The organism is Novosphingobium sp. B-7, from assembly GCF_000410615.1.
Classification (GTDB): Bacteria; Pseudomonadota; Alphaproteobacteria; order Sphingomonadales; family Sphingomonadaceae; genus Novosphingobium; species Novosphingobium capsulatum.
Genome location: NZ_KE148355.1, coordinates 9,917 through 35,776 on the forward strand (window position 1 = coordinate 9,917; position 25,860 = coordinate 35,776).

Genomic DNA, 25,860 nt, shown 5'->3' on the forward strand with positions numbered 1-25,860 from the left:
GCCATCGGCCGCGCCGTCGCTGGCAGGCGCGTCGGCCGCTGGGGCATCAGCCGCCGGGGACGGGGCATCGGCCCAGGCCACAGCAGGGGCCAGAGCCAGGACCGCTGATCCCAGCATCAGGATGGAACGCATCGAAATCTCCTCCATAAACCTTGCATGCACCCACGCTGGCGCGCTGTTGGCAGCGCCGCCTGACGCAGGCGTGGTGTTCGTCGGCCTCTCCGCCGGGTTCGTTCCACTTGTTCGGGAACGATATAACATTTCATCATTGCAGCCAGCAAGGGCCGCTTGCGGCGCTTTCTGGCCCTATTTTACCTGAACGTAACATGAAGCAATGTCAGGAAATGCCGCTGCCCGCGTCACTTACCGCAAGGGCGGCGGCGCGGCGGGGCATGAAAAGGCCCGCCGGGAATGCCGGCGGGCCTTTTGCAATGCATGTCCTGGCGCGGCGCGATCAGCCCGGGATGGATGCGCGGGCAGCAGCGCCATCGCCCTGCGGCGCGGCGAGGATGTCCTTGACCTGGGCGCCCTTGGCGACGGTCTTGGTCTGCGGATCGCCCACCGTGCTGCGGATGCCGACGGCCGAAGCGCCAGCCTTGCCCAGGGTGTCGGTCTCCACCGCGCTGCGCGGTGCGGGGCCGCCGAACAGGGCATCGAGCGCCTGCTTCGACGAATCGACATCCTGCGGACGCGGCGCGCCGGGGTTGGGCGGGGTCAGCGCGAAATCGGGCGGAACGACCAGCGGCGCCTGGCGGCTGACGGCGAATTCGTCAGGGCGCACGCGGTTGAACAGCGAGCTGTTGGAGCTGCACGCAGCCAAAAAGCTCCCGGCCGAAACGAGAAAGGCAAGGGCGACGGCTTTGCGCATTACTTAAATCTCCGTTGGGCTGGGGCTGCCCGGCTCGCGCTTTTCGCGCGAAAACAGCGAACGGGCAAGCAGGATCAGCACGCCCAGCGTGATTGCCGCGTCCGCCAGGTTGAAAATCTGGAAGGGCCGAACCTCACCGAAATGCAGATCGGCATAGTCGATCACATAGCCACGGGTGAAGCGGTCATAGATGTTGCCCATCGCCCCGCCCAGGATCACGGCGAGGCCAGCCAGCTCGCCCATGGCCTTTTCGCGCAGCATCCAGATCGCCACGCCCAGCGCGATCAGCCCGGTCATCGCCAGCAGCGCCAGCCGGCCCTCGCTGGAACTGGCGCTGAGCAGGCCCAGCGAAACGCCCAGGTTCTGCGTCCAGCGCAGGCTGAAAAAGCTGGTGATGTAGATCGCGCCCTGTTCGGGCAGGGCCAGCGGCCCGGCGATCCACGCTTTCACCCCCCGGTCCACCGCAAAGGTGGCCAGGGCCAGGGCGAACCCGGCCAGGCGGTTGCGCGTCAGCAGGCTCACGCGGCGTGCTCGTCGATGGCGGCAACCACGCTTTCGCAGCGGCCGCACAGCGCGCCGTCTTCGGTCACTTCGGGAAGGTGGCGCCAGCAACGGCCGCACTTGTGGTCATCGGTTCGGGTCACGGAAAGCTCCTGCCCACGCGCAACTGTCGCGCTGATGAACAGTTCCGCCAGGCCGCCTTCGGCTTCGGGGGCGTCGGCCGGCACGGTGACCTTGGCTTCCAGGCCCGAACCCAGCACCTTTTCGCGGCGCAGCGGCTCGATCGCCTCGTTCACGCTGGTGCGCAGTGCGCGCAGGCGTTCCCACTGCGCCATGTCGGCCTCTGCCGCCGGCAGTTCGGGCCATTCCAGCAGGTGGACCGAGGTGCCGGGATAGCGGCTCTGCCACACTTCCTCGGCCGTGAAGACCATGACCGGCGCGCCATAGCGCACCAGCGCGTGGAACAGCACGTCGAGCACGGTGCGATAGGCGCGGCGCTTGGCATCGGCCGGCGCATCGCAATAGAGGCTGTCCTTGCGGATATCGAAGAAGAACGCCGACAGGTCTTCGTTGCAGAACTCGGTCAGGCTGCGGACATACGTGTTGAAGTCATAGTCCGCCACGGCCTGGCGCAGGGTTGCGTCGAGCCCAGCGAGGCGGGCCAGCATGTAGCGCTCCAGTTCGGGCATGTCCTGCGGGGCCACGCGCTCGTCTTCGCTGAACCCGTCGAGCGCGCCCAGCAGATAGCGATAGGTGTTGCGCAGCTTGCGATACTGGTCGGCCACGCCGGCGAGGATTTCCTTGCCGATGCGGTGATCCTCGGTGAAATCCACCGACAGCGCCCACAGTCGCAGGATATCGGCGCCGTAATCGCGCATCAGGTCCAGCGGGCTGATCGTGTTGCCCAGCGACTTGGACATCTTGAGGCCCTTGGCGTCCATGGTGAAGCCGTGGGTGAGCACGGCATCATAGGGCGCACGGCCACGCGTGGCGCAGCTTTCGAGCAGCGAGGACTGGAACCAGCCGCGATGCTGGTCGCTGCCTTCCAGGTAGAGATCGGCCGGCCAGCGCAGTTCGGGCCAGCGCCCGGATTCCAGCACGAAGGCGTGGGTGGAACCCGAATCGAACCACACGTCGAGAATGTCGGTGATGCGCTCGTAATCGTCGGCACTGTAATCGGCGCCGAGGTATTCCTGCGCGCGCTCGTCGTCCCACGCGTCGACGCCTTCGGCCATGATCCCGGCGATGATCCGGGCGTTGACCGCGGGATCAGCCAGGTACTGGCCGGTCTGGCGGTTGACGAACAGCGTGATCGGCACGCCCCAGGCGCGCTGGCGCGACAGCACCCAGTCAGGCCGCCCTTCGACCATGGCGCCGATACGGTTGCGGCCCTTTTCCGGCACGAAGCGGGTGGCCGCGATCGCCGCCACGGCCTTTTCGCGCAGGGTGCCATCGGCGCGCGCCTGGTCCATCGGCACGAACCACTGCGGCGTGCAGCGGAAGATCACCTTGGCCTTCGACCGCCACGAGTGGGGATAGGAATGCTTGTAGTCCGCGCTTGCGGCCATCAGCGCGCCCACTTCGGCCAGGGCCGTGCAGATCGGGCCATCCGGCGCGTTGAACTTGGGATTGATCACGCTACCCTGGCCAGCCAGCCAGCCCCAGTCTTCGCGATACTTGCCATCAGCCGTGACGGCGAACTTGGGCTCGATCCCGTGCGCCTTGCACAGCTCAAAGTCGTCCTCGCCATGGTCGGGCGCCATGTGCACCAGGCCGGTGCCCGATTCGGTGGTGACGAAATCGCCGGCGAGCAGCGGGCGCGGCTCGGCAAAGAAGCCGCCGAGCGCATGCATCGGGTGGCGGGCGACGGTGCCGGAAAGGTCAGCGCCTTTACCGGTCCACAGCGGGGCTTCGAGTGTCACGCCAAAGCGCGTGGCTGCCGCCTCGGCCAGCGGCGCTGCCAGCAGCACGCGCTTGTCGCCGGCCTGCACCAACACGTAATCGACCTCAGGCCCATAGGCGAGCGCCTGGTTCACTGGGATTGTCCACGGCGTGGTGGTCCAGATCACCGCATAGGCACCCTTGAGCGCTTCGATCGGCGAATCCGTGATCTCGAACGCCACGTCGATCTGGGTGGAAACGATGTCCTCGTATTCCACTTCGGCTTCGGCCAGCGCGGTCTTTTCCACCGGGCTCCACATCACCGGCTTGGCGCCGCGATAGAGCTGGCCAGATTCGGCGAACTTGAGCAGTTCGCCCACGATCGTCGCTTCGGCCTGGAAATCCATGGTCAGGTAGGGGCGGTCCCAGGCGGCGTTGATGCCCAGGCGCTTCAGCTGCTCGCGCTGCACGTCCACCCACTTCTGGGCATAGGCGCGGCATTCGGCGCGGAATTCCTTGGGCGGAACCTCGTCCTTGTTCTTCTTCTTCTTGCGGTATTCTTCCTCGACCTTCCACTCGATGGGCAGGCCGTGGCAGTCCCAGCCAGGCACATAGGGCGCGTCCTTGCCCAGCAGGGTCTGGGTGCGCACCACCATGTCTTTGAGGATATGGTTCAGCGCATGGCCGATGTGCATGTCGCCATTGGCATAGGGCGGGCCATCGTGAAGGATGAACTTTTCCCGACCGTCGCGCGCGGCGCGCAACTGGCCATAAATGTCCTCGTCCTGCCACCGCGCGAGAATCCCCGGCTCCTTTTGCGGGAGCCCGGCCTTCATGGGAAAATCGGTCTTCGGCAGGAAGACGGTCGATCGATAGTCGCGCGTTTCGGTCATGATCGGCGGGCCTTAGCGATCTGTGCGGATTCCTGCAAATGCCGGATGCAGGCAAATGCGGGCCATGCGGCTTCTCACTCCCCCTCACATCCATCATTCCACGTCACCCCGGGCTTGACCGGGGTCCCGCTATTCTTCGACGAACAGCGGAAGGTGGCCAAAAGAAGCTGGACCCCGGATCAAGTCCGGGGTGACGAACAGGTTGGGGTTGGGAGTGGGGGCGACACTGCCTCCCATCATGGCGTGTTCTCGTCGCGGTCCTGCGCGGCGACGGCTTCGGCGTTGGTGCGCGCGTCCATGTCGGGGCGCAGGGCGGGGCCGACGGTCCAGAAATTGTCGATCAGCACGGTGCCGTGGAACGATGCGGGCACTTGCGGCAGTTCGCGCGCGTGGCGCAGGCCGGTGCCCAGGGCATCGCCGCTGCCTTCGCTGGCCACCGCCATGACATGGCCGCCCACGCCCTCGATCCGCTGCTGCACGCGGTTGGGCCAGCCCCACAGCGTCATCGCGCCCTTGGGAAAGCTGTCTTCGAGCGCGGCGATCATCGTGGCGCCCTGGCAGCTGGCCGGCACCAGCGAGGTCCAGCCCTTCCAGCGATAATCGTTGGTGCAGGTGCGGCTTTGGACAGGGTCGATCGTCCAGGCGCCGGGCAGCGCCTGGTTCACCGCTGCCACCAGCGCGGCATTGCCGACAAAGCCCTCGCCCAGCGTGCGTGCATCGTGGCCATTGCGCTTGAGCGCGTCGACCAGCAGCGGCACGGCGGCCACGTCGTTGCCGGGAAAGCGATAGATAAAGCGGCCGCTCGCGCTTGCGGCCAGGATCTCGTCGAGCGAGGGGATCAGCCCGCGCCCCTTGCCGCGCAGGGGAAAGGTCTTGCCGCCATCGGCGCTATAGCCATAGCCCGCGTCGAGCCGGGCCAGCCCGGCCATGGTCATCTGCGTGACCGGGCCGGTCGCCTCGGTCCGGCAACCCAGATCGGCGTCGGGATAGAGCGCGAGGTGGTTGTCGGCCGTGCGCACCACGTCGATCGCCACGTAATCGGCGCCCATGCGCCGCGCTGTGAACACCGAGCGGGCGGTATCTTCGAGAATGGCGTGGAGTGGGGGGAGGATTTCCCGCGCCGGGCAAGGGGCATTGCGCCCGCCCGGCTGGTAATCCTGGGTGATGCCGCCGTTGGCGATCAGGCGCGGCCGGCCGGGCGCCGCGGTCACGATCCAGCTGGCATTGACGAAGGTGAGCACCAGAAAGGCCAGCGCCCCGGTAAACAGAGCGCCCCGCAACCACACCATGCCATGTCCTTTCGCCCGGCTCCGCACATTCGAGCCCTGCGCGATCAAGCCGTGGCGCGCCAGGCTGTCAACCAGGCAGCCCGTGATCGCGTCAGAATGGAAGAAAAATCAGGCGCTTTCCAGCAGTCGCCGTGCTTCCAGGCAATCGCGCGCCATTTGCGCCACCAGCGCATCCAGGCTGTCGAACTTGGCCTCGGGGCGCAGGAAGTGGTGAAAGCTGACCTCGATTTCCTGGCCATAGAGATCGCCGGTGAAATCGAAGAAGTGCGGCTCCAGCAGTTCCTTGGGCGGATCGAACGTGGGGCGGATGCCCACGTTGGCCGCACCGAGCAGTTCGCGCCCGTCGCACAGGCGGCCCTTGACGGCATAGATGCCATAGGCCGGGCGCAGATACTTGCCCATGGCCAGGTTGGCGGTGGGGAAATTGATCGTGCGGCCAACCTTGTCGCCATGCTGGACAATGCCGCGAATGGCAAAGGGCCGCGTCAGCAGCGCCGCCGCCGTGGTGCAATCGCCGGCCTTGAGCGCTTCGCGCACGCGGCTCGAAGACACCACCACTCCGTCGCGCTGCACCGGGCCCACCGCGCGGGCGGCAAGCCCGTATTGCGCGCCCAGTTCGCGCAGCACGGAGATGTTGCCGCCGCGCTGCTTGCCAAAGGTGAAATCCTCGCCGGTCACCACGCCGGCGGCGCCGATGCGATCGGCCAGCAGCTGGCCCACGAAATCCTGCGCGCTGGTCTGGGCCAGGGTGGCGTCGAATTCGAACACCAGCATGGCATCGGCGCCAGCGACGGCGAACAGTTCCTGCCGCTGGTCGAGCGAGGTGAGGCGGAACGGCGGCGCCTTGGGATCGAAATGGCAGACCGGATGGGGATCGAACGTGGCGATCATCACCAGGCGGCCCTCGGCCCGCGCCCAGCGCACCGCTTCGGCCACCACGGCCTGGTGGCCCAGGTGGAACCCGTCGAAATTGCCCAGCGCCACGATGGCGCCGCGCCAGTTTTCAGGCACGCGCTCGCGTGCATAGAGCCGGATCATGGCGTGCTGCCTTCTTGTTGTGCATCGGCCCGTTCCAGCGTGACAAAGGCAAAGGCCGGGTGGCCGGGGCCGGCCTCATGCTCGCTGCGGGCAATCTCGTGCCAGGCGGCATTGGGATAGGGCATCGTCGTATCGCCGCCAAACGCGCCATGCACTTCGGTCAGTTCAAAGCGGCTGGCCAGCGGCGCAAACAGCGCGAGCATTTCCGCCCCGCCGATCACCGCGACTTCCGCCTCGTCGGCCACGCTCGCCAGCGCTTCGGCCAGGCTGTGGACCACCTGCGCGCCCGGCGCCGACCAGGCCGCATCGCGGGTCAGCACCACATGGCGGCGGCCGGGCAGCAGGCCGGGCAGCGATTCGAATGTCTTGCGGCCCATGATCATCGGCTTGCCCATGGTCAGGGCCTTGAACCGCTTGAGATCGGCGGGGATGTGCCAGGCGAGCTTGCCCTTGTCGCCGATCGTGCCGTCCTGGGCCCGCGCCACGATCAGGAACAACGCCGCGCCCATGGCTTACTGCACCAGCCGGGTAACATGGCCCATCTTGCGGCCCGGGCGCGTTTCCGCCTTGCCATAGAGGTGCAGGTGATTGGCCGGATCAGCCAGCAGTTGCGGCCAGGCATCGGCCGCTTCGCCGATCAGGTTGTCCATCACCGCGCCCTGGGTGACGAGTTCGGTGCTGCCCAGCGGCAGGCCGAGGATCGCGCGCACGTGATTCTCGAACTGGCTGGCGATGGCCCCTTCGATGCTCCAGTGCCCGGAATTGTGCACGCGCGGCGCCATTTCGTTGAACACCGGGCCATCCTGCGTCGCAAAGAATTCCAGCGTCAGCACGCCGACATAGTCCAGCGCGGCGGCCACTTGCTTGGCCAGCGCGCGCGCGGCGGGCACTTGCGCGGCGATCTCGGCCGGGGCCGGCACGGTGGAGCGCGCCAGGATGCCGTCTTCGTGCTCGTTGCGGGCGCTGTCCCAGAACTGCACGCTGCCATCCTGGGCGCGGACCAGAATCACCGAGAATTCGCCGAAGAACTCGACAAAGCCTTCATAGATCAGCGGCACGGCGGGCAAGTCCAGCCCGGCGGCGTCGGCCGGGGTCATGATGCGCCACTGGCCCTTGCCGTCATAGCCATCGCGCCGGGTCTTGAGAATGCCGGGGGCACCGATCGTTGCCACGGCGCGGGCAAGATCCTCCGCCCCGTCCACCTGCATCCACGGCGCCGGGCGGCCGCCCAGCGTTTCCACGAACGATTTCTCGTTCACCCGGTCCTGCGCCACTTCCAGCGCGCGCGCGGGCGGGAACAGCGCGGCATGGGGCAGGATCGCGGCCAGCGGCGCGGCGGCCACGTTCTCGAATTCATAAGTGACGACCGCGACTTGCGCCGCAAAGGCGGCCAGCGCGGCTTCATCGTCATAGGCGCCCTGGGTATAGGCCGCGCTTACCTGCGCCGCGACGGATTCCGCACGCGGTTCGGGGGCATAGACATGCGCGCAATAGCCCAGCTGCGCGGCGGCCAGGGCCATCATCCGGCCCAGTTGCCCGCCGCCCAGGATGCCGATCGTCGCGCCAGGGCCAAACGTCTTCATTGCGGACGCTCGGCCACGGCATCCGTCTGCGCCTGGCGGAACGCGATGAGCCGCTGCGCCAGCGCCGTGTCGGTCGTCGCCAGGATCGATGCCGCCAGGATGCCGGCGTTGGTGGCGCCCGGCGCGCCGATCGCCAGCGTGCCCACCGGAATGCCGCCGGGCATCTGCACGATCGAGAGCAGGCTATCCATGCCCTTGAGCGCCTTGGATTCCACCGGCACGCCCAGCACGGGCAGATGCGTCATCGATGCGACCATGCCCGGCAGGTGCGCCGCGCCGCCGGCCCCGGCGATCACCACCTTGAAGCCGGCGGTGTGCGCGGTCTTGGCAAAGTCCACCAGCCGATCAGGCGTGCGGTGGGCCGAAACGATGCGGCATTCGTGGGCCACCCCCAGCTTTTCCAGCACGGCGGCGGCGTTCTTCATCGTTTCCCAGTCGGACTGGCTGCCCATGATGATGGCAACCTGCGCGCCGACTTGCGCACTTTCACTCATCCCAAATCCCCCATCGGGCGTCGGTGCGCTCCTCAGCGCTCCGACAGGTAATAGCGTTCCACTTCGGCCAGGTTGTCGTCCAGTTCATAGACGATCGGCTGGCCGGTGGGGATTTCCAGGCCGGTGATATCGGCATCGGAAATGCCCGACAGGTGCTTGACCAGCGCGCGCAGCGAATTGCCATGGGCCGAAACGATCACGGTTTCCCCGGCCTTGAGGGCGGGCACGATCAGCTCTTCATAGGCCGGCAGCACGCGCGCGATGGTGTCCTTGAGGCTTTCGGTGGCGGGCACAGGAATGCCGGCATAGCGCGGATCGCTGGCCAGATCGAACGCGCTGCCCGCTTCGAGCACCGGCGGCGGAATGTCGAAGCTGCGGCGCCATACCTTGACCTGCTCGTCACCATGCTTGGCGGCGGTTTCGGCCTTGTCGAGGCCGGTCAGCCCGCCATAGTGCCGCTCGTTGAGGCGCCAGTCCTTGGTTTCGGGCACCCACAGGCGGCCGGCCGCTTCCAGCGCCAGGTGCAGCGTCTTGATCGCGCGGGTCTGGAGCGAGGTGAACGCGACAGTGGGTAGCACGCCCTTGTCTTTCAGCAGCTGGCCGGCGGCAAAGGCCTCGGCCGCGCCCTTTTCGGTCACATCCACGTCCCACCAGCCGGTGAAGCGGTTTTCCAGGTTCCATTGCGACTGGCCGTGACGAATCAGGATCAAACGGGGCATCGAGGCTTCCTGCTGCAAGAAAGGAGACAAGAGAACGCGGCCCCTAGCGGGCCGGGGGCGATTTGGAAAGGCGAGTCACGCCGATTCGCCGCCATTCTCCCCGCGCTGCGGCGCCATTTCTTCTTGGGTCTCTGAAAGCGCGCGCGCCTGTGCTTTGCGGCGGCGCAGGTTCTCGCGCAGGCGCTGGGCAAGGCGCTCTTCGCGGCGGGCGGCAGGCGATGGGGTTTTCGACAGGTTCATGGCCATGGTTCTTTGCCGCGCGAATTTTTTGCCGGCAACCCCGCTTGACTTTGCCAACCCGTGCGGCCAATAGCGCGCCTCCACCGGCGGCAAGGCCCCGATGGCACGAAGCCCAGGCGCCCGGCGCCCCGGCTTTCGCGGAAATGGTGTGCTGCTGTAGCTCAGTGGTAGAGCGCATCCTTGGTAAGGCTGAGGTCGGGAGTTCAATCCTCCCCAGCAGCACCATTTCCCGGCAAACCCAGCCAGATCAAAACATTCGCGCTCAGGCCTGCAGGTCGGCCCATTCGGGATGGCGGCGGAATTGCGCGGCAACATAGCTGCACGCCGGCACCACTTTCCAGCCCTGCTCGCGCGCATCGGCAATAAGTGCGTCCACCAGCCGTGCGGCCACGCCGCGCCCACCGATGGCGCTGGGCACCAGGGTGTGATCGGCCACGACCACGCCGGGCGCCGCCTCGCGCCAGGTCAGCACGCCTTGGGCGGATTCATTGGCCACGCTGGCATGATAGGCGCCGTGGCTGCCCTGGTTGTCGTGGGTGATGGAAACGGTCTGGTCCACGGCAGTTCTCCCTGCACCCTGCAACAACGGGTGGCTTGACCGCACAACGCCTTCGCAGGCAGTGCGGTTTCCATGCATTTCTTCTCTGACAACGCCGCGTCCGTCCACCCCCGCGTCTGGGCCGCGATGCAGGCCGCCGACGCGCCCGACTTTCCCTATGATGCCGATGCGCAGAGCCGCGCGCTGGACGAGGCGTTTTCCGCGCTGTTCGGCACGCCCTGCGCCGCGCTGTGGGTGGCCACCGGCACGGCGGCCAATTGCCTGGCACTGAGCGCGATGGTGCCGCCGCACGGCGCCGTGGTCTGCCACCGCGAGGCGCATATCGAGATGGACGAGGGCGGCGCGCCGGGCTTTTTCACCCATGGCGCCAAGCTGATCCTGGCCCAGGGCGATGGCGCGCTGTTGACGCCCGAAAGCATTGCCGCCGCGATCGATCCGATTCGCCCCGGTGTGCACCAGGTGCAGCCGCATGCCATCTCGATCACCCAGGCCAGCGAATATGGCCGCGCCTATCGCCCGCACGAAGTGGCCGCGATCGGCTCGCTGGCACGCACGCGCGGCCTGATGCTGCACATGGATGGCGCGCGCTTTGCCAATGCCGTGGCGTTCCTCGATTGCGATCCTGCCGCGCTCACCGCGCAGGCGGGCGTCGATGCCTTGAGCTTTGGCTTCGTCAAGAACGGCGGCCTGGGGGCAGAGGCGATCGTGCTGTTCGACGAGGATCTGGCCGATGTGATCCGCTTCCGCCGCAAGCGCGCCGGGCATCTGCAATCCAAGGGCCGCTATCTGGCGGCGCAGATCCTGGCCATGCTGGAGCATGACCTGTGGCTGGCCAATGCCCGTGCCGCCAATGCCGCCGCGCAGGAACTGGCCACGGCCTGCGCCGGACGCCTGCTGCACGCGGTAGAGGCGAACGAGCTGTTCGTGACGCTGAGCGATGTGGAAAAGACCACGCTGCGCGGCATGGGGTTTGATTTCTATGATTGGCCCGCGCCAGTCGGCACGCCGGGTGCGGCGCGGCTGGTGACGGCCTGGAACAGCGATCCGGCCCATGTTGCCGCGCTGGCCCGCGCGATTCGCACGCTGTGAGCGCAGCCTCTCCCGCCCCGCCGGAAAGCCTGTGGCGGCCGCGCGTGGTTATCCCGTTCCTGGCCGTGGCGCTGATCTGGGGCTCCACCTGGCTGGTGATCAAGGGACAGGCCGGCAGCGTGCCGCCAAGCTGGTCTGTGTGCTATCGCTTTGCCTTGGCGGCGCTGGGCACCTTTGTGCTGGCCTTGCTGCGAAGGGATCGCCTCGCGCTCGATCGCCAGGGCTGGACGCTGGCCCTGGGCATCGGCTTCTTTCACTTCACGATCAATTACCAGTTCCTTTATCCCGCCGAACAGCACCTGACATCGGGGCTGGTGGCAGTGCTTTATGCCCTGCTGATGGTGCCCAACGCCGTGCTGGCCCACGTCTTCCTGAAGCAAAGGGTGCCGCGCGGGTTCTGGGCCGGTTCAGCCGTGGCGCTGGCGGGGATTGCCCTGCTGGTCCTGCACGAAGTCCGCGTGGCGCCGGCCACCACCACGCCATGGCTGGGCATCGCCATGGTGACGGTCTCGATCCTGGCGGCATCGGTGGCCAACGTGATCCAGGCCTCGGGCCCGGCGCGGGCGCGACCGGTGGTGCCGATCCTGGCCTGGGCCATGACCATCGGCGCGCTGGTCGATGGTCTGGTGGCGCTGGTGCTGGCCGGGCCGCCGACGGTCGACTGGACCTGGCCCTATGTCTCGGGCGTGCTCTATCTGGCGATCGTGGGGTCGGTGATCACGTTCCCGCTCTATTTCCAGCTGCTCAAAGACATGGGCGCGGGCCGCGCGGCGTATAATGGCGTGCTGGTGCCGGTGGTGGCCATGGCGCTGTCGACCGTGTTCGAGGATTACCGCTGGTCGCTGCTGGCGGCAGGTGGCTCTGTCCTGGCGATGGTCGGGCTGGTCATGGCGCTCAAAGCCCGCAACCCTTCGCGATAGGTGGGATAGGCCGGGCGCCAGCCCAGCACGCGGCGCGCCTTGCCCGCAGCAACGCGGCGGCTTTCGGCATAAAACCCCCGCGCCATGGGCGAAAGCTGCGCTTCATCGGCGGTGAGCAGCGGCGGCAGGGGCAAGCCGGTGAGCCGCGCGGCCTCTTCCACCACGGCGTTCTGGCTGGCCGGTTCGTCGTCGGCCAGATTATAGACGCCGGGCGGCCCGGCAAAGGCGGCGATCGTGGCGCCGGCGATATCGTCCACATGGATGCGGCTGAACACCTGGTCGCGGGCGATGATGCGATGCGCGGTGCCTTCGCGCAGCTTGTCGATCACGCTGCGCCCTGGGCCATAGATGCCGGGCAGGCGCAGCACGCGCACGCGAGGATCGAGCGCCTGCCAAGCCAGGTCTGCCGCCACACGCGCGGAACGCCGCCCGCCGCCGATCGGTGCGGTTTCATCCACCCAGGCGCCGCGCGCATCGCCATAGACCCCGGTGGACGACCAATAGCCGATCCACGCGCCCGGCCAGTTGGCTAGTGCCGCGCCATAGGTTCCCAGCACCGGATCGCCGCCTTCGCGCGCAGGCGGGACCGAAGACAACACATGGCTGGCCTGCGCCAGGGCGGCGTGGACGGCGGCGCTATCGGCAAAGTCGATCGTGCCGGCGCGGCCGGTGCCGCTGACCTGCCAGCCTTGCGCGCGCAGGGCCTTGGCCAGGACTTGCGCGGCATAGCCCATGCCGAAGATGAACAGGTGGCCTTCTTGCGCTGTATCTGCTTGTTCCTTGTCACCCCGGACTTGATCCGGGGTTCCGCTGTGTTTGCTATCGGTCATCGGTTGCGCGAGGCCTCCACCACCCCAGCCCCTTCTTGCGAAGCAGAGAGGGCTTAAAACCGGCAATTATCCCCTGTTTCCGATTTGCTCAATTGCCCCAAGGCCTGCGGCTTCCTAAGTCAGGGCCATGAAGGATTCAGCCAGCCAGCCGCCCGTCGTGATCCAGCGCGCCGATTATCGCCCGCCTGCCTGGCTGGTGCCCGATATCGCGCTCGATTTCCTGCTCGATCTTGCCGCCACGCAGGTGACGGCGACGCTCGATGTGGAGCGCAACGCGGCTGGCGATGGCGGGCCGCTGCGCCTCAACGGCGATGGCCTGGTGGCGCAGAGCGTCTCCGTGGATGGCGAGCCGCACAGTGCCTGGTCCATGGATGGCGACGATCTGGTGGTGGAACTGCCGGGCGATGCCCATCAGGTGACGATCGAAACCACGATCGATCCCACGGCCAATACCCAGTTGTCCGGCCTCTATGCCTCGGGCGGGCTGCTGTGCACCCAGTGCGAGGCCGAGGGCTTTCGCCGCATCACCTTCTTCCCTGACCGGCCCGACGTGCTCAGCCGCTATACCGTCACGCTCACGGCGGACAAGGCGGCGTTCCCGGTGCTGCTGTCGAACGGCAATCCGATGGACAGCGGCGAGGAAGACGATGGCACGCACTGGGCGATCTGGCACGATCCCTGGCCCAAGCCGTCGTACCTCTTTGCTCTGGTCGCCGGCGATCTGATTGCCACGCGTGATCGCTTCACCACCATGTCGGGGCGCGAGGTTGACCTGGCGATCTGGGTGCGGGCCGGCGACGAAACCCGCACTGCTCATGCCATGCGCGCGCTGATCGCCTCGATGGCCTGGGACGAAAAGGTCTATGGCCGGGAATACGATCTCGACCTGTTCAACATCGTGGCGGTTTCCGATTTCAACGCCGGGGCGATGGAGAACAAGGGGCTGAACATCTTCAACACCCGCTATATCCTGGCCGACCCGGAAACCGCGACCGATGCCGATTACGATGGCGTCGAAGGCGTGGTGGCGCACGAGTATTTCCACAACTGGTCGGGCAACCGCGTAACCTGCCGCGACTGGTTCCAGCTTTCCCTGAAGGAAGGCTTCACCGTGCTGCGCGACCAGCAGTTCTCGGCTGATCAGGGCTCTGCCCCGGTCAAGCGGATCGAGGATGTGCGCGTGTTGCGCAGCGCCCAGTTCCCTGAGGATTCGGGGCCGCTGGCGCATCCGATCCGGCCGGATTCCTATCAGGAAATCAGCAATTTCTACACGGCAACCGTCTATAACAAGGGCGCCGAGGTGATCCGCATGATGACGGTGCTGGCCGGCCCGGAGCGGTTCCGCGCGGGGACGGACCTTTATTTCGAGCGCCACGATGGCGATGCCGCGACGTGCGAGGATTTCGTCACCGCGATGGAGGATGGCGCCGGGCTTGACCTGAAGCAGTTCCGCCGCTGGTACGAGCAGGCCGGCACGCCGCAGGTGGACGTGGGCATGACCCACGATGCCGCCAGCGGCACGGTGACCCTGGCGTTCAAGCAGACCGTGCCGCCCACGCCGGGCCAGCCGGTCAAGCAGCCGATGGTCATCCCGCTGCGCACGGCGCTGTTCGATCGCGCCACCGGCCGCCATGGCGGCGAACACCTCATCGTGCTGGCTGATGCGGCGCAGACCTTTACCTTTGACGGCTTTGCCCAGGCGCCGGTGCTGTCGATCAACCGTGGGTTTTCGGCGCCCGTGGCGATCAATGCGCCGCAAAGCGTGGAAGACCTGGTGTTCCTCGCCGGCCACGATGACGATGCCTTTGCCCGCTATGAAGCGATGCAGCAACTGGTGGTGCAGCATCTGGTAGCGGCGGTCGAAGGGCGGCTCGATGATGCATCGCGCGAGGCTGGCCGCGCCGCGATCGGCGGGGCGCTGGGCGCGATCCTGGCCGATGCCGCGCTGGATGACCTGATGCGCGGCGAACTGGTCATGCTGCCGGGCGAGGCCTATCTGGCCGAGCAGATCAATCCGGTCGATCCGGCGCGTGTTCACGCCGAACGGGAAGCGCTCAAGGCCTGGCTGGGCCGCGAACTGGGTGACGCTTGGCGCGGCCTGCATGATCGCTGCACGGCGGTGCCCTATGGCCTCGACGCTGCCGCGCGCGGCGCGCGCAAGCTCAAGACGCAGGCGCTGGTCTATCTTGCGGCTGCCGACCCGGCCGAGGCGGCGCAGCGCGCCAAGGCGCAGTATGACGCGGCCGACAACATGACCGATCGCCAAGGCGCGCTGATGGTGCTGTGTGGGCTGGACGTGCCCGCGCGCGACGACGCGCTGGCGCATTTCCACGCTCGTTTTGCCGATAACCGGCTGGTGATCGACAAGTGGTTCTCGCTCCAGGCCGGCTCGCTGCACCCGCGCGCGCTCGATCATGTGCGCGCCCTGGCGCAGCATGCCGATTTCACCCTGACCAACCCCAATCGCGTGCGGGCGCTCTACATGGCGTTTGCCGCCAATCCCCAGGCGTTCCATGCGGCCGATGGCGCCGGCTATGCGCTGATTGCCGATCTGATCCTGGCACTCGATCCGATCAACGGCAACGTGGCGGCACGGTTCGTGGCGCCACTGGGCCGCTGGCGGCGGATCGAGCCGGTCCGCGCCGCGCTGATGCGTGCGCAGCTGGAGCGGATCGCTGCCGCGCCGCGCCTGTCGCGCGATGTGCGCGAACAGGTGAGCAAGAGCCTGGAAGGATGAGCGTAGAGGTTCTCACCCATCCCGCGCTGGACGGCGCCGTCCATGGTTTCCTCGGGCGGCGGGGCGGGGTTTCTGCTGGCATTCATGCCGGGCTCAACGTGGGCTGGGGCAGCGAGGATGATCCGGCCGCCACGGCCGAAAACCGCCGCCGCGCGACTGCGGCGGTGCTGCCGGGGGCCACGCTGGTGTGCGCCTATCAGGTGCATTCGGCCGATGTCATCACCGTGGACCAGCCGTGGGACGAGGCAGACCGCCCGCGTGGTGATGCTCTCGTCACCCGCCAGCGCGGCGTGCTGCTGGGCATTTTGACCGCCGATTGCGCGCCGGTGCTGTTTCACGATCCCCACGCCGGGGTGATCGGCGCGGCCCATGCCGGCTGGCGCGGCGCGTTCGATGGCGTAACCGATCGCACCGTTGCGGCGATGGAGGCCCTGGGCGCCGATCGCGCGGCGATCGTGGCCGTGGTCGGGCCGTGCATCGGCCAGAAAAGCTATGAGGTGGATGCCGGGTTCGAAGACCGTTTCCTGGCCCAGTCAGCCGAAAACGAACGCTTTTTCCGCGCAGGCAAGGCCGGCCACGCCTGGTTCGACCTGCCCGGCTATGTCGCGCATCGGCTCCACGCGTTTGGCGTGGGCGTGATCGGCATGCTGGACGAAGATACCTACGCCCAGCCCGACCGCTTCTTCTCGTTCCGCCGCGCCACCCATGCCGGAGAGCCGGGCTATGGCCGCGAGATTTCGCTGATCGGGCTGAAGTAGGGCACCTTACCGCCCGTCGAGGCGGCGGCCCAGGGTTTCCACCGCCTGGGGTTCGTATCCCAGCGCGGCATAGAATGCCTTGGTCGCCAGGTTGTCGGCACGGACCATCAGCATCAGCTTGGGGCAGTCGCGCGCGGCAAGCCACTGTTCGGCCGCTTGCATCAGCGCGCGACCCAGGCCCTGGCGCTGAAACGCCGGGGCCACGCCCAGGTAATAGACCCAGCGGCGATGGCCGTCATAGCCGACCATGATCGTGGCTGCAGGCGTCCCCTCCTGTTCGGCCAGGATCACGGTGCAGGCCGGGTTTGCCATCGCCAGGTGATAGTCGGTGGCCGGATCGTTCCACGGCCGGGTCAGCCCCGCCGCCTGCCACAAGGCGATCACGGCAGGGAGATCGGCAGGGCCGGTTTCGCGCAAGACAGGCTGGGGCATGGCGCGGTCAGTGCCCGCCGGCCGCGTCAGCCTCGCCCAGGTTCTTGGCCGAGGAATCCGCCTCGCCCGCAACCCAATAACCGGCCGCCTTGATCCACCGCTTGTCGAGGCCGCGCGTTTCCACCAGGTATTCGCGGGCGGCGCGCGCCACGCCGGCTTCGGCCGCAATCCACACGAAGGTGGCGGGCGGCAGGTCGATCTGCGCCAGCGCGGCGATGATCGGCGCAGGATCGGTGGCGGCCGAAGCGTCGCGATGCAGCCAGTGCGTTTCCAGCGTGGCAGCGGTGGCAAAGGTTTGCTCGTCGGCGGCGCCGGGCACGGCGCCGATCACCGTGGCATGCATCCCGGCGGGCAGTTCCTCCACGCGGCGGCCGATCGCCGGCAGCGCGGTTTCATCGCCCACCAGCAGCCAATGGGCAATCGGCCCTTCGATCACCTGCGAACCGCGCGGGCCGCCGATGCGGATGGGATCGCCCACCCGGGCCGCGCGCGCCCAGTCAGACACCGGGCCGCCTTCATGGTCGAAGAAATCGATGGTCAGGGTGCCGGCGGCGGCATCGTGGTGGCGCGGCGTATAATCGCGCATGATCCGCTCATCCGGCCCGCCTTCGACGAAAACCTTGATGTGATCATCGGGCGCGCCGCTGACAAAGCCGGCCAGTTCGGGACCTTCGGCCACGATGCGGATCATGTTGGGGGTCAGCCGCTCGTGCCGCGCGATACGCAGGGTGCGCAGCGTGGTTTCGTGGCGCATGCGGCGCAGCACCGGCGCGTCGGCAGGATCGGAGTGGGGGGTGGTGGTGGTCTGGCTGGCTTGGCTGGTCATCGGGGGCCTGTCTGTGCGGAGTGGGGCAGGGAATTGCTGTGAACGATTTCTAAGATATATCTTTGATCGCTCTTTGGCAAGCCCCGCCCGCATGTCAGGCCGCGACAGTCACCATCACGCCGCGCTCAACGCTGGTTCGGGCGCCTCATCAGGATCAAGCGCGGCCATGAACTGGCCGAGCCACCACATCACGTCCTGCTCAAGCACGGTATCCATCAGCGCGCGCCAGCGTTCCTGGCGTTCGGCCAGCGGCATGGTCAGCGCCTGGCCCAGGGCATCGGCAATCTCTTCGGGGCTATAGGGATTAACCAGCACAGCCTGGCTCATCTGCGCGGCCGCCCCGGCAAAGTTCGACAGCACCAGCACGCCCGGATCGGCCGGGTCTTGCGCCGCCACGAATTCCTTGGCCACCAGGTTCATCCCGTCGCGCAGGGGCGTAACCAGGCCCACCTTGGCAGCGCGATAGACGCCGGCGAGCACATCGCGCGGATAGCCCTTGTTGACATAGCGCAGCGGCACCCATTCCACGCTGGAAAACTCGCCATTGATCCGCCCTGACAGCGAATCCAGGCTGGCGCGGATTTCCTGGTAGGTCTGCACGCTTTCGCGGCTGGGCGGGGCGATCTGCAGCAGGAAAACCTTTTCGTGCAGGTCTTCGCGTTGCGAGAGCAGGCGTTCATAGCCGATGAAGCGTTCCTGCAGGCCCTTGGAATAGTCGAGCCGGTCCACGCCCACGATCATCGCGCGGCCGCCGGCACTTTCCTCCATGCGCTGGCGCATCGCCTCGGCCACCGGGCCATTGGCGGTGTCGGCAAATTCCTGGGCGTCGATGCCGATCGGGCAGACCACCGCGCGCAGGGTGCGGCCATTCCAGGTGACGGTATTGTCCTCGCCGATGGTGGCGTCCATCTGCGCGCGGACATAATCGATGAAGCTTTCCAGCCAATCCTGGGTGTGAAAGCCCACCACGTCATAGGCGAACAGCGATTCGACCAGTTCCTGGTGATTGGGCAGCGACACCATCAGCCGCATCGGCGGCCAGGGGATGTGCAGGAAAAAGCCGATGCGGTTGGCCACGCCCCGTTCGCGCAGGCGCTGGCCCAGCGGGATCAGGTGGTAATCGTGCACCCACACCAGATCGTCCTTGGCGATCAGCGGCAGCAGCGTATCGGCAAAGCGGGTGTTGACGCGTTCATAGCCATCGACGAACCCGCGCTCGAATTCGGCCAGGCTCACGCGATAGTGGAACAGCGGCCACAGCGTGCGGTTGGCAAAGCCATCGTAGTATTCATGGATGTCCTGCGGCTCCAGATCGACCGTGGCGGTGGTGACACCGGCCGATTTCTGGAAATTGATATGGCCGGTAAAGCTTTCGGTCTCCCCGCCCGACCAGCCGAACCAGATGCCGTCGCTTTCGCGCAGCACGGTGGACAATGCGACGGTCAGTCCGCCCTGGTTGCCCGGCTCATCCTCACTGGGCGGCTGGACACGGTTCGAGACGACGATCAGGCGCTTCACCTTATGGCACTCCATGGCTTGCTCAGCAGGCCGGCACAGTTGATCATGCCAACAAGCGAGTAGGTCTGCGGGTAATTGCCCCACAGCTCCCCGGAAACGGGGTCGATATCTTCTGACAGCAGCCCGGCCGCGGTGCGGCGGGCGAGCATTTCTTCGAACAGTTCGCGCCCTTCCGCCGCCCGCCCGGTGGCATGAAGCGCTTCGATCAGCCAGAACGTGCACACGTTGAAGGCGGTCGTCGGCAGACCGAAATCATCCTCGCTGGCATAGCGCAGCATGTGGCTGCCACGGCGCAGGCCTTCTTCCACCGCGCGCAAGGTGCCCTGGAAGCGCGGATCGTCGGGCGGCAGGAAGCGCATGTCGAGCAGCTGGATCAAGCTGGCGTCGAGGTCATCGCCGCCGAACGTGGCGGAAAAGCGCTGGGTGTCCGGGCGCCAGGCGCGCATCTCGATCGTGGCGCGGATGGCATCGGCGCGGTTCTGCCAGAAATCGGCGCGTTCGGGCAGGCCCAGTTCGGCCGCGATGTTGGCCAGCCGGTCGCAGGCGGCCCAGCACATCGCCGCCGAATAGGTGTGTACATCGGCGCGGGTGCGGAACTCCCACAGGCCGGCGTCGGGCTGGTCATGCACCTGGAAGGCGCGCTCGCCCACCGCTTCCAGCGCCTCGAAATCGGCCATGCCGGCCATGCGATAGAGCCGGCGATCGATGAACGCCTGGGTGTTGCACAGCACGATCTGGCCATAGGCATCGTGCTGGATCTGTTCATAGGCCTGGTTGCCCACGCGCACCGGGCCCATGCCGCGATAGCCGGGGAGGCCCTTTGCCTCCCACTCGGTCAGCTTGTCCTCGCCGCCCAGGCCATAGAGCGGCTGGATATGCCCGCCGCGCGCGCCTTCGACCACGTTGCGCAGATATTCGAGATAGCCTTCCAGCACATCGAGCGCGCCCAGGCGATTGAGCGCCTGGATCGTGTAATAGGCATCGCGAATCCAGCAGAAGCGATAGTCCCAGTTGCGCCCGGAATCGGCGTGCTCGGGGATCGAGGTGGTCAGTGCCGCCACGATCGCCCCGGTTTCCTCGAACTGGCACAGCTTGAGCGTGATCGCGCTGCGGATTACCGCGTCCTGCCATTCCAGGGGAGTGGCCAGGCCGCGCGTCCAGTGTCGCCACTCGGCGATCGTGCGCGCCAGCATTTCTTCCAGGCCATGGCCCAGATCGTTGGCAAAGCTTTCGTCCGGCCCCAGGAAGAAATGCAGTGTCCGCTCCACCCGGAACGATCGCTCGTCATTCACCCAGCCGATCGGCGCATCGGTGGACAGGCGCAGGGTCAGGTCTTGCAAAAGATAGCGGATATGGTGCGAACCGCTGGTGCGCGCCGGGACGGTGGCGCCCCATTCGCTGGCCGGGCGCAGTGCCACGCGGATGCGCGGGCTGCCGGCCAGGCGCCGCACGATGCGGGCGAACGCCACCGGCCGGTACATGCGCCCGTGGTTCTTGTAGCGCGGGCAGAAATCGACCACTTCGATCGCGCCGCCCTGCGCGTCGGTGTGGGTGGTGATCAGCACCGGGGTATTGCGGATATAGTGCTGCCGCGTGGCGACCACGTCGTCCAGGGTGATCGACCAGAAGCCCTTGGCCGCCGGATCGCCCGGCGCCTTGTCATCGAGCAGCGCGCAAAACGTCGGGTCGCCATCGAGCCGCGGCACGCAACCCCAGACCAGGCTGCCGCTGCGATCGATCATCCCGGCCACCTGGCAATTGCCGATCGGCCAAAGATCGACGCTGGCGGCGTGGCTGTTGTCTTGGGTCATTTCCGTCTCTTGCATGCGTGCCTGGGTCATTCCGGCACCTGCGCCGTGCCATCGGCAAAGGCGCGCAGGAACGCGCGCACCGCATGGGGCGAGGGCAATGCCAGGGTTGCGGCCGTGCTGCTGCCGTTGAGCGCCCGTTCGCCCACCAGCACGCCATGGCCGCCTAGCGCGCGGGCAGCGGCAAACCCGGCCTCGTCGGTCAGGTCATCGCCAAAGAACACCGGCCGCGTGCCGATCATGCCCTTGCGCGCCATCAGGCGGCGCACCGCCTGCCCCTTGTCGCCGCCGGGCATGCGCAGTTCCACCAGGTCCTTGCCGTGCTGGATCTTGAGAGCGTGGCTATCGGCCAGTTGCACAGCCATGGTTTCGGCCTGTTGGCGCGCTTGCGGCGCCAGGCGCCAGTGAAAGGCCACGCCGTATGACTTTTCCTCGACCAGGCAGCCCGGCCAGGTTTGCGCCAGGCCATGAAACGCGCTGGCCACGTCATTCAACACGGCCAGGCGTTCGGGCCGCGCCCATACTTCGTTCCAGCGGTATTCGAGGCCATGACTGCCGGTCACGGGCAGGGCCTGGGCAATCGGACCGAGAATGCGGTCGATCTGTTCGAGCGAACGCCCGCTGACCATAGCCAGCCGTCCATCCATGCGCTCGGCCAGATCGCGCAGCAGCGCCCGCGTCGGGCCATCGGCGCGCACGGATTCGGGATCGTCGGCCAGTTCCAGCAGGGTGCCATCGATATCGAGAAACACGGTCGCGCCGTCCAGCAAGCCGGGGCGCGGCGCAGGGAGTGTGGCGGGCATGGTGGCGGTAAAAGGAATGGGGGCGCTCCTTGGCTGTGGCTGTCGGCTGACGCGCCTTATCAATCGCCAAAATCCCCTTTGGTTCCCGTTTGTCGCCCTGCGTGATCAGCAAGTAATTGTTTTTTAACGATCGAATGCCGTCAGGATGGGGCAGGGTCCGGCCTCGCCAGCATGGCATGCCTGCGCCAGGTGTTGCAGCGCGGCGCGTGCTTCTTCCAGTGCGGCGATCCTGGCATCGAGCGTGGCGATCTGCTGCGCCGCCAATGCCCGCACGCGGGCGCGATCGCTCGTGGCATCCAGCGCGAGCAGTTCGCTGATCTGCTCCAGCGTAAAGCCGGCGGTCTGGGCGGCGCGGATGAAGCGCAAGCGGCGCACGTGGCTTTCATCATAACGGCGGATAGCGCCGCCGGCACCATCCCCGCGCTCGGGCGTTTCGAGTATCCGGCGCCGCTGGTAATAGCGCACGGTTTCCACGCCCACTTCTGCCGCGCTGGCCAGGCCGGCGATCGTCAGTCGGCCGGGCGGTGAAGAAGCAACATTTTGCGCAAGCATCCCTTGACTCCGTACCATGGTACGGACCCTATATGGGGCGCAGCTGCGCTATTTCCAGCCGGTGTCCGTTGTAAAAAGGCCGCTGCTATGACCACTCCCGCCCCCCGCGCCGTCCTCTATCGCATGGTGATGGACAAGCATATTTGCCCATTCGGCCTCAAGGCCAAGCACTTGCTGCGCCAGCGCGGCTTTGCGGTGGAAGACCACTGGCTGCGCACGCGCGCGGAAACCGATGCGTTCAAGGCGGCGCACGATGTGCGCACCACGCCGCAGGTCTTCATCGATGGCGAGCGGATTGGCGGCTACGACGATCTGCGCCGGCATTTCGGCCTTGCGGTGCCCGATCCCAAGGCCACCAGCTATACGCCCGTCGCGGTGCTCTTTGCCATTACCGCGTTGATGGCGCTGGCCGCCAGCCAGGCCGCGTTCGGCACGCCGTTCACCCTGCGCGCCGGTGAATGGTTCGTCGGCATGAGCATGGCCGTGCTGGCCCTGCTCAAGCTGCAGGATCTCGATCGCTTCGCCACGATGTTCCTGGGCTATGACCTGCTCGCCCAGCGCTGGGTGCCCTATGCCAGCATCTATCCCTTTGCCGAGGCGCTGGCCGGCGTGCTGATGATCGCGGGGGTGTGGACCTGGCTGTCGGTGCCGGTGGCGCTGTTCATCGGCACGATCGGCGCGGTCTCGGTCTTCAAGGCCGTCTATGTCGACCGCCGCGAGCTGAAATGCGCTTGCGTGGGTGGATCGAGCAACGTGCCGCTCGGCTTCGTCTCGCTGACCGAAAACCTCGCCATGGTGGCCATGGCGCTGTTGATGCTGCTGCACTGACGCCACGAAAACGGGTGCCGGAACCTATCGTTCGCGGCACCCCTTGGGATCGATCAGATCATTCCCACTCGATCGTGCCGGGCGGCTTTGACGTATAGTCATAGACCACGCGGTTGATGCCCTTGACCTCGTTGACGATGCGCGTCGCCACGCGGCTGAGGAAGCCGGCGTCGAAGGGATAGATATCGGCGGTCATGCCATCGGTAGAGGTAACCGCGCGCAGTGCGCAGACCGAATCATAAGTGCGATGGTCGCCCATCACGCCCACGGTGCGCACCGGCAGCAGTACGGCAAAGGCCTGCCAGATCGCGTCATAGAGCCCGGCGTTGCGGATTTCCTCGAGGTAGATCGCGTCGGCCTTGCGCAGGATGTCGCAGCGCTCGCGCGTCACTTCGCCGGGGATGCGGATGGCCAGGCCCGGCCCGGGGAACGGGTGTCGGCCCACGAAGATATCGGGCAGGCCCAGCTCGCGGCCCAGTGCGCGCACTTCGTCCTTGAACAGTTCGCGCAAGGGCTCGACCAGCTTCATGTTCATGCGTTCGGGCAGGCCACCCACGTTGTGGTGGCTCTTGATCGTCACCGAAGGCCCGCCGGTGAACGACACGCTTTCGATCACATCGGGATAGAGCGTGCCCTGCGCGAGGAAATCGGCGCCACCCACCTTGCGCGCCTCGGCCTCGAACACGTCGATGAAGGTCTTGCCGATGAACTTGCGCTTGGCCTCGGGGTCGGTCACCCCTTCCAGGCCTTTCAGGAACAGCGTGGACACGTCCACGTGGACCAGCGGGATGTGATAGTGGTTGCGGAACAGCGAGACGACCTGCTCCGCCTCGCCCAGGCGCATCAGGCCATGGTCGACGAACACGCAGGTCAACTGGTCACCGATCGCCTCGTGGATCAGCACGGCGGCCACGGCCGAATCGACCCCGCCCGAAAGGCCGCAGATCACGCGGGCATCGCCCACCTGCGCGCGGATTTCGGCAATCTTGGTCTTGCGGAATTCGGCCATGGTCCAATCGCCGGTGCAGCCGCAGACGTGGCGCACGAAATTGGCGATCAGCTTGCCACCATCGGGGGTGTGGACCACCTCGGGGTGGAACTGCGTGCCGTAATACTTCTTTTCGTCGTTGGCGATGACGGCAAAGGGCGCGCCATCAGACACCGCGACGATGCGGAAGCCCGGCGCAAACTGCGTCACCTTGTCGCCGTGGCTCATCCACACCTGGTGGCGTTCGCCCACGGTCCACAGCCCGTCGAACAGCACGCAAGGCTCGGTCACGGTCAGGAACGCCCGGCCGAATTCACCCGAATCGCCCGGCTGCACTTCACCACCCAGCTGATGGCTCATCACCTGCTGGCCATAGCAGATGCCCAGGATCGGCAAGCCACTGTCGAACAGCACCTGCGGCGCGCGCGGGCTGCCATCGGCGGGCACGCTGGCGGGCGAGCCCGACAGGATGATGCCCTTGGGCTTCATGCGGTGGAACGCCGCCTCGGCCTGGGTGAACGGGGCGATTTCGGAATAGACGCCGGCCTCGCGCACGCGGCGTGCGATCAGCTGCGTCACCTGGCTGCCAAAATCGACGATGAGGATCGATTCGGGGGCCGATTCTTCGGGCTGGATAGTCATGGCTGGCCGATAAGGAAGGCGGGCCAGACTGTCCAGCACTTGGCCAGCTGTCGGCGCAAATTCTGCGCCACAGCCCGCAGTGTGGCGTCATGGCCGCGCAATGCGGTAAAACTGTTGCGGATATGTCACGATAACTACGGTTGCGCGATGTGGATTGCGTTTTGCGCAAGTGCTGGCGCCAGGATCGCACTTGTAACAAAACCGCCTCGTCTTATGTGGGCGTCAGTTCGCGGCTCCGAGCCTTACCCTGCCGGCGCGACGGACTGAGAGGATCCTGCAAGGTTCAACAATAAACTTTGCAATTCGCAGGAAATCAGGAGCACACCATGCGCAAGATCGCAACCGTTGTGCTGCCGCTCATCCTCGCCGCTGGTCTCAGCGGCGCGATGTTCACTGCCACGCTTGTCTAAGCGCTGGCGGCAGCACTGATATATGTCTGGTCGGTCCTTTCAAGCGACCATGGCATATCTATAAGATAGTAAGTAAAGCCCCGCAGCGCGATGTCACCGCATCGCGGCGGGTCTTAAAGCGGCGGTCCGGTGGGGCCGCCGTTTTGCGTTTCGGACAATTGTGTCTTATGGGATACACTTGTTCCTCTGGGGAAACCTTCTACCCATCCGGCCATGTCCGCCGCTCTCGCCATGCCTTCTGCCGTCACGCGTTTCGCGCCCAGCCCCAATGGCCCGCTGCATCTGGGCCACGCCTGGGCCGCGATCGTGGCGCATGATCGTGCGCGGGCCGATGGCGGCACGTTCCTGCTGCGGATCGAGGATATCGACGGGGCGCGCAGCCGGCCTGAACTGGCCGCGGCGTTTCGCGCCGATCTGGCGTGGTTGGGCCTGACGTGGCGCGAAGTTCTGCCGCAAGCGCAGCGCGTGGCGCATTACCGCCAAGCCGCCGATGCCCTGCGCGCAGCGGGGCTGCTCTATCCGTGCCGCTGCACCCGGGCAGAGATTGCTGCTGCCGCCACCGCCCAAGGGCCGGACGGGCCGATCTACCCCGGCACCTGCCGCCAGCACCTGGTGGCGCCCGGCCCGGACGTGGCCTGGCGGCTGGACATGGCC

At 66.7% G+C, this 25,860-nt stretch carries 25 protein-coding genes and 1 tRNA gene; 7 read left to right on the forward strand and 19 right to left on the reverse strand.

Going from position 1 to position 25,860, the window contains the following annotated elements; genetic code table 11:
- Positions 1-454 precede the first annotated feature (454 nt).
- From H926_RS0113475 to H926_RS34130, 10 genes are all read right to left on the reverse strand, one after another.
- Positions 455-868, reverse strand: coding sequence for a DUF3035 domain-containing protein (locus H926_RS0113475; protein WP_022676779.1), 414 nt, complete (start codon positions 866-868; stop codon positions 455-457).
- 3 nt (positions 869-871) lie between these two features.
- A complete protein-coding gene (gene lspA / locus H926_RS0113480) occupies positions 872-1,390 on the reverse strand; it encodes a signal peptidase II (RefSeq protein ID WP_022676780.1) in 519 nt (172 codons plus the stop codon).
- The gene (gene ileS / locus H926_RS0113485; RefSeq protein ID WP_022676781.1) at positions 1,387-4,143 is read right to left on the reverse strand and encodes an isoleucine--tRNA ligase; all 2,757 of its coding nucleotides are present in this window, start codon (positions 4,141-4,143) and stop codon (positions 1,387-1,389) included. The genes lspA and ileS overlap by 4 nt, the downstream gene beginning before the upstream one ends.
- Before the next feature lie 236 nt (positions 4,144-4,379).
- Positions 4,380-5,432: a glycerophosphodiester phosphodiesterase family protein gene (locus H926_RS27535; RefSeq protein ID WP_022676782.1), complete on the reverse strand. Its 1,053-nt coding sequence runs from the start codon at positions 5,430-5,432 to the stop codon at positions 4,380-4,382.
- Between the two features lie 108 nt (positions 5,433-5,540).
- Positions 5,541-6,470 carry a bifunctional riboflavin kinase/FAD synthetase gene (locus H926_RS0113495; protein WP_022676783.1) on the reverse strand — a complete coding sequence of 310 codons (930 nt, stop codon included), beginning with the start codon at positions 6,468-6,470 and terminating at the stop codon, positions 5,541-5,543.
- Positions 6,467-6,979, reverse strand: coding sequence for a dihydrofolate reductase (locus tag H926_RS0113500; protein WP_022676784.1), 513 nt, complete (start codon positions 6,977-6,979; stop codon positions 6,467-6,469). The genes H926_RS0113495 and H926_RS0113500 overlap by 4 nt, the downstream gene beginning before the upstream one ends.
- A gap of 3 nt (positions 6,980-6,982) precedes the next feature.
- A complete protein-coding gene (locus H926_RS0113505) occupies positions 6,983-8,053 on the reverse strand; it encodes a 5-(carboxyamino)imidazole ribonucleotide synthase (protein ID WP_022676785.1) in 1,071 nt (356 codons plus the stop codon).
- Positions 8,050-8,547, reverse strand: coding sequence for a 5-(carboxyamino)imidazole ribonucleotide mutase (gene purE / locus H926_RS0113510; protein ID WP_022676786.1), 498 nt, complete (start codon positions 8,545-8,547; stop codon positions 8,050-8,052). Before purE ends, H926_RS0113505 begins: the two co-directional genes overlap by 4 nt.
- A 32-nt stretch (positions 8,548-8,579) precedes the next feature.
- A complete protein-coding gene (gene gpmA, locus H926_RS0113515; protein WP_028657981.1) occupies positions 8,580-9,266 on the reverse strand; it encodes a 2,3-diphosphoglycerate-dependent phosphoglycerate mutase in 687 nt (228 codons plus the stop codon).
- Positions 9,267-9,341: 75 nt separating this feature from the next.
- Entirely contained in the window at positions 9,342-9,506 is a 165-nt protein-coding gene (locus H926_RS34130; protein WP_167542861.1) for a hypothetical protein, read from the reverse strand.
- 150 nt (positions 9,507-9,656) lie between these two features.
- Here H926_RS34130 and H926_RS0113525 point away from each other — a divergent pair.
- Positions 9,657-9,731: transfer RNA gene (locus H926_RS0113525), tRNA-Thr, on the forward strand.
- A 37-nt stretch (positions 9,732-9,768) separates the two neighbouring features.
- Here the strand turns inward: H926_RS0113525 and H926_RS0113530 are convergent.
- Positions 9,769-10,065 carry a GNAT family N-acetyltransferase gene (locus H926_RS0113530; RefSeq protein ID WP_022676789.1) on the reverse strand — a complete coding sequence of 99 codons (297 nt, stop codon included), beginning with the start codon at positions 10,063-10,065 and terminating at the stop codon, positions 9,769-9,771.
- Positions 10,066-10,137: 72 nt separating this feature from the next.
- On the opposite strand from H926_RS0113530, the gene H926_RS0113535 reads away from it, so the two are divergent.
- Positions 10,138-11,154, forward strand: coding sequence for a low specificity L-threonine aldolase (locus H926_RS0113535; RefSeq protein WP_022676790.1), 1,017 nt, complete (start codon positions 10,138-10,140; stop codon positions 11,152-11,154).
- 44 nt (positions 11,155-11,198) lie between these two features.
- Positions 11,199-12,074 carry a DMT family transporter gene (locus H926_RS0113540; RefSeq protein WP_237741037.1) on the forward strand — a complete coding sequence of 292 codons (876 nt, stop codon included), beginning with the start codon at positions 11,199-11,201 and terminating at the stop codon, positions 12,072-12,074.
- Here H926_RS0113540 and H926_RS0113545 read toward each other — a convergent pair.
- On the reverse strand, positions 11,984-12,808 hold the full coding sequence (locus tag H926_RS0113545) for an epimerase (RefSeq protein WP_043609555.1): 825 nt from the start codon (positions 12,806-12,808) through the stop codon (positions 11,984-11,986). The genes H926_RS0113540 and H926_RS0113545 overlap by 91 nt on opposite strands.
- A gap of 223 nt (positions 12,809-13,031) precedes the next feature.
- Here H926_RS0113545 and pepN point away from each other — a divergent pair, with 223 nt between their 5' ends.
- Positions 13,032-15,641 carry an aminopeptidase N gene (pepN, locus tag H926_RS0113550; protein ID WP_022676793.1) on the forward strand — a complete coding sequence of 870 codons (2,610 nt, stop codon included), beginning with the start codon at positions 13,032-13,034 and terminating at the stop codon, positions 15,639-15,641.
- Positions 15,638-16,399 (forward strand): peptidoglycan editing factor PgeF, encoded by a 762-nt coding sequence (gene pgeF, locus H926_RS0113555; protein ID WP_022676794.1) that lies wholly within the window; start codon positions 15,638-15,640, stop codon positions 16,397-16,399. Before pepN ends, pgeF begins: the two co-directional genes overlap by 4 nt.
- 6 nt (positions 16,400-16,405) lie before the next feature.
- Here the strand turns inward: pgeF and H926_RS0113560 are convergent, their stop codons facing one another.
- From H926_RS0113560 to H926_RS0113585, 6 genes are all read right to left on the reverse strand, one after another.
- On the reverse strand, positions 16,406-16,831 hold the full coding sequence (locus tag H926_RS0113560) for a GNAT family acetyltransferase (RefSeq protein ID WP_043609533.1): 426 nt from the start codon (positions 16,829-16,831) through the stop codon (positions 16,406-16,408).
- A 7-nt stretch (positions 16,832-16,838) separates the two neighbouring features.
- On the reverse strand, positions 16,839-17,657 hold the full coding sequence (locus H926_RS27540) for a siderophore-interacting protein (RefSeq protein WP_022676796.1): 819 nt from the start codon (positions 17,655-17,657) through the stop codon (positions 16,839-16,841).
- A 114-nt stretch (positions 17,658-17,771) separates the two neighbouring features.
- Complete coding sequence (locus H926_RS0113570; protein ID WP_022676797.1) at positions 17,772-19,175, reverse strand: trehalose-6-phosphate synthase; 1,404 nt, start codon at positions 19,173-19,175, stop codon at positions 17,772-17,774.
- On the reverse strand, positions 19,172-20,986 hold the full coding sequence (locus tag H926_RS0113575) for a glycoside hydrolase family 15 protein (protein WP_028657984.1): 1,815 nt from the start codon (positions 20,984-20,986) through the stop codon (positions 19,172-19,174). The genes H926_RS0113570 and H926_RS0113575 overlap by 4 nt, the downstream gene beginning before the upstream one ends.
- 26 nt (positions 20,987-21,012) lie before the next feature.
- Complete coding sequence (gene otsB, locus H926_RS27545) at positions 21,013-21,786, reverse strand: trehalose-phosphatase (protein ID WP_022676799.1); 774 nt, start codon at positions 21,784-21,786, stop codon at positions 21,013-21,015.
- Positions 21,787-21,909: 123 nt separating this feature from the next.
- Positions 21,910-22,338 (reverse strand): MerR family DNA-binding protein, encoded by a 429-nt coding sequence (locus H926_RS0113585; RefSeq protein ID WP_022676800.1) that lies wholly within the window; start codon positions 22,336-22,338, stop codon positions 21,910-21,912.
- A gap of 87 nt (positions 22,339-22,425) precedes the next feature.
- Here H926_RS0113585 and H926_RS0113590 point away from each other — a divergent pair, with 87 nt between their 5' ends.
- Entirely contained in the window at positions 22,426-23,166 is a 741-nt protein-coding gene (locus tag H926_RS0113590) for a MauE/DoxX family redox-associated membrane protein (protein ID WP_022676801.1), read from the forward strand.
- 58 nt (positions 23,167-23,224) lie between these two features.
- On the opposite strand, the gene guaA is transcribed toward H926_RS0113590, so the two are convergent.
- Positions 23,225-24,796: a glutamine-hydrolyzing GMP synthase gene (gene guaA / locus H926_RS0113595; RefSeq protein WP_022676802.1), complete on the reverse strand. Its 1,572-nt coding sequence runs from the start codon at positions 24,794-24,796 to the stop codon at positions 23,225-23,227.
- A 623-nt stretch (positions 24,797-25,419) separates the two neighbouring features.
- On the opposite strand from guaA, the gene H926_RS27550 reads away from it, so the two are divergent.
- On the forward strand, positions 25,420-25,860 hold a 441-nt coding region (locus tag H926_RS27550; protein WP_237741038.1), incomplete at its 3' end, for a glutamate--tRNA ligase family protein.

Coding starts and splice junctions, on each gene's coding strand:
- H926_RS0113475 (WP_022676779.1), bottom strand. CDS start 868: ATGCGCAAAGCCGTCGCCCTTGCCTTTCTCGTTTCGGCCGGGAGCTTT.
- ileS (WP_022676781.1), bottom strand. CDS start 4,143: ATGACCGAAACGCGCGACTATCGATCGACCGTCTTCCTGCCGAAGACC.
- H926_RS27535 (WP_022676782.1), bottom strand. CDS start 5,432: ATGGTGTGGTTGCGGGGCGCTCTGTTTACCGGGGCGCTGGCCTTTCTG.
- H926_RS0113495 (WP_022676783.1), bottom strand. CDS start 6,470: ATGATCCGGCTCTATGCACGCGAGCGCGTGCCTGAAAACTGGCGCGGC.
- H926_RS0113500 (WP_022676784.1), bottom strand. CDS start 6,979: ATGGGCGCGGCGTTGTTCCTGATCGTGGCGCGGGCCCAGGACGGCACG.
- H926_RS0113505 (WP_022676785.1), bottom strand. CDS start 8,053: ATGAAGACGTTTGGCCCTGGCGCGACGATCGGCATCCTGGGCGGCGGG.
- purE (WP_022676786.1), bottom strand. CDS start 8,547: ATGAGTGAAAGTGCGCAAGTCGGCGCGCAGGTTGCCATCATCATGGGC.
- gpmA (WP_028657981.1), bottom strand. CDS start 9,266: ATGCCCCGTTTGATCCTGATTCGTCACGGCCAGTCGCAATGGAACCTG.
- H926_RS34130 (WP_167542861.1), bottom strand. CDS start 9,506: ATGAACCTGTCGAAAACCCCATCGCCTGCCGCCCGCCGCGAAGAGCGC.
- H926_RS0113535 (WP_022676790.1), top strand. CDS start 10,138: ATGCATTTCTTCTCTGACAACGCCGCGTCCGTCCACCCCCGCGTCTGG.
- H926_RS0113545 (WP_043609555.1), bottom strand. CDS start 12,808: ATGGGCTATGCCGCGCAAGTCCTGGCCAAGGCCCTGCGCGCGCAAGGC.
- pepN (WP_022676793.1), top strand. CDS start 13,032: ATGAAGGATTCAGCCAGCCAGCCGCCCGTCGTGATCCAGCGCGCCGAT.
- pgeF (WP_022676794.1), top strand. CDS start 15,638: ATGAGCGTAGAGGTTCTCACCCATCCCGCGCTGGACGGCGCCGTCCAT.
- H926_RS0113560 (WP_043609533.1), bottom strand. CDS start 16,831: ATGCCCCAGCCTGTCTTGCGCGAAACCGGCCCTGCCGATCTCCCTGCC.
- H926_RS27540 (WP_022676796.1), bottom strand. CDS start 17,657: ATGACCAGCCAAGCCAGCCAGACCACCACCACCCCCCACTCCGATCCT.
- H926_RS0113575 (WP_028657984.1), bottom strand. CDS start 20,986: ATGACCCAAGACAACAGCCACGCCGCCAGCGTCGATCTTTGGCCGATC.
- otsB (WP_022676799.1), bottom strand. CDS start 21,786: ATGCCCGCCACACTCCCTGCGCCGCGCCCCGGCTTGCTGGACGGCGCG.
- H926_RS0113585 (WP_022676800.1), bottom strand. CDS start 22,338: ATGCTTGCGCAAAATGTTGCTTCTTCACCGCCCGGCCGACTGACGATC.
- H926_RS0113590 (WP_022676801.1), top strand. CDS start 22,426: ATGACCACTCCCGCCCCCCGCGCCGTCCTCTATCGCATGGTGATGGAC.
- guaA (WP_022676802.1), bottom strand. CDS start 24,796: ATGACTATCCAGCCCGAAGAATCGGCCCCCGAATCGATCCTCATCGTC.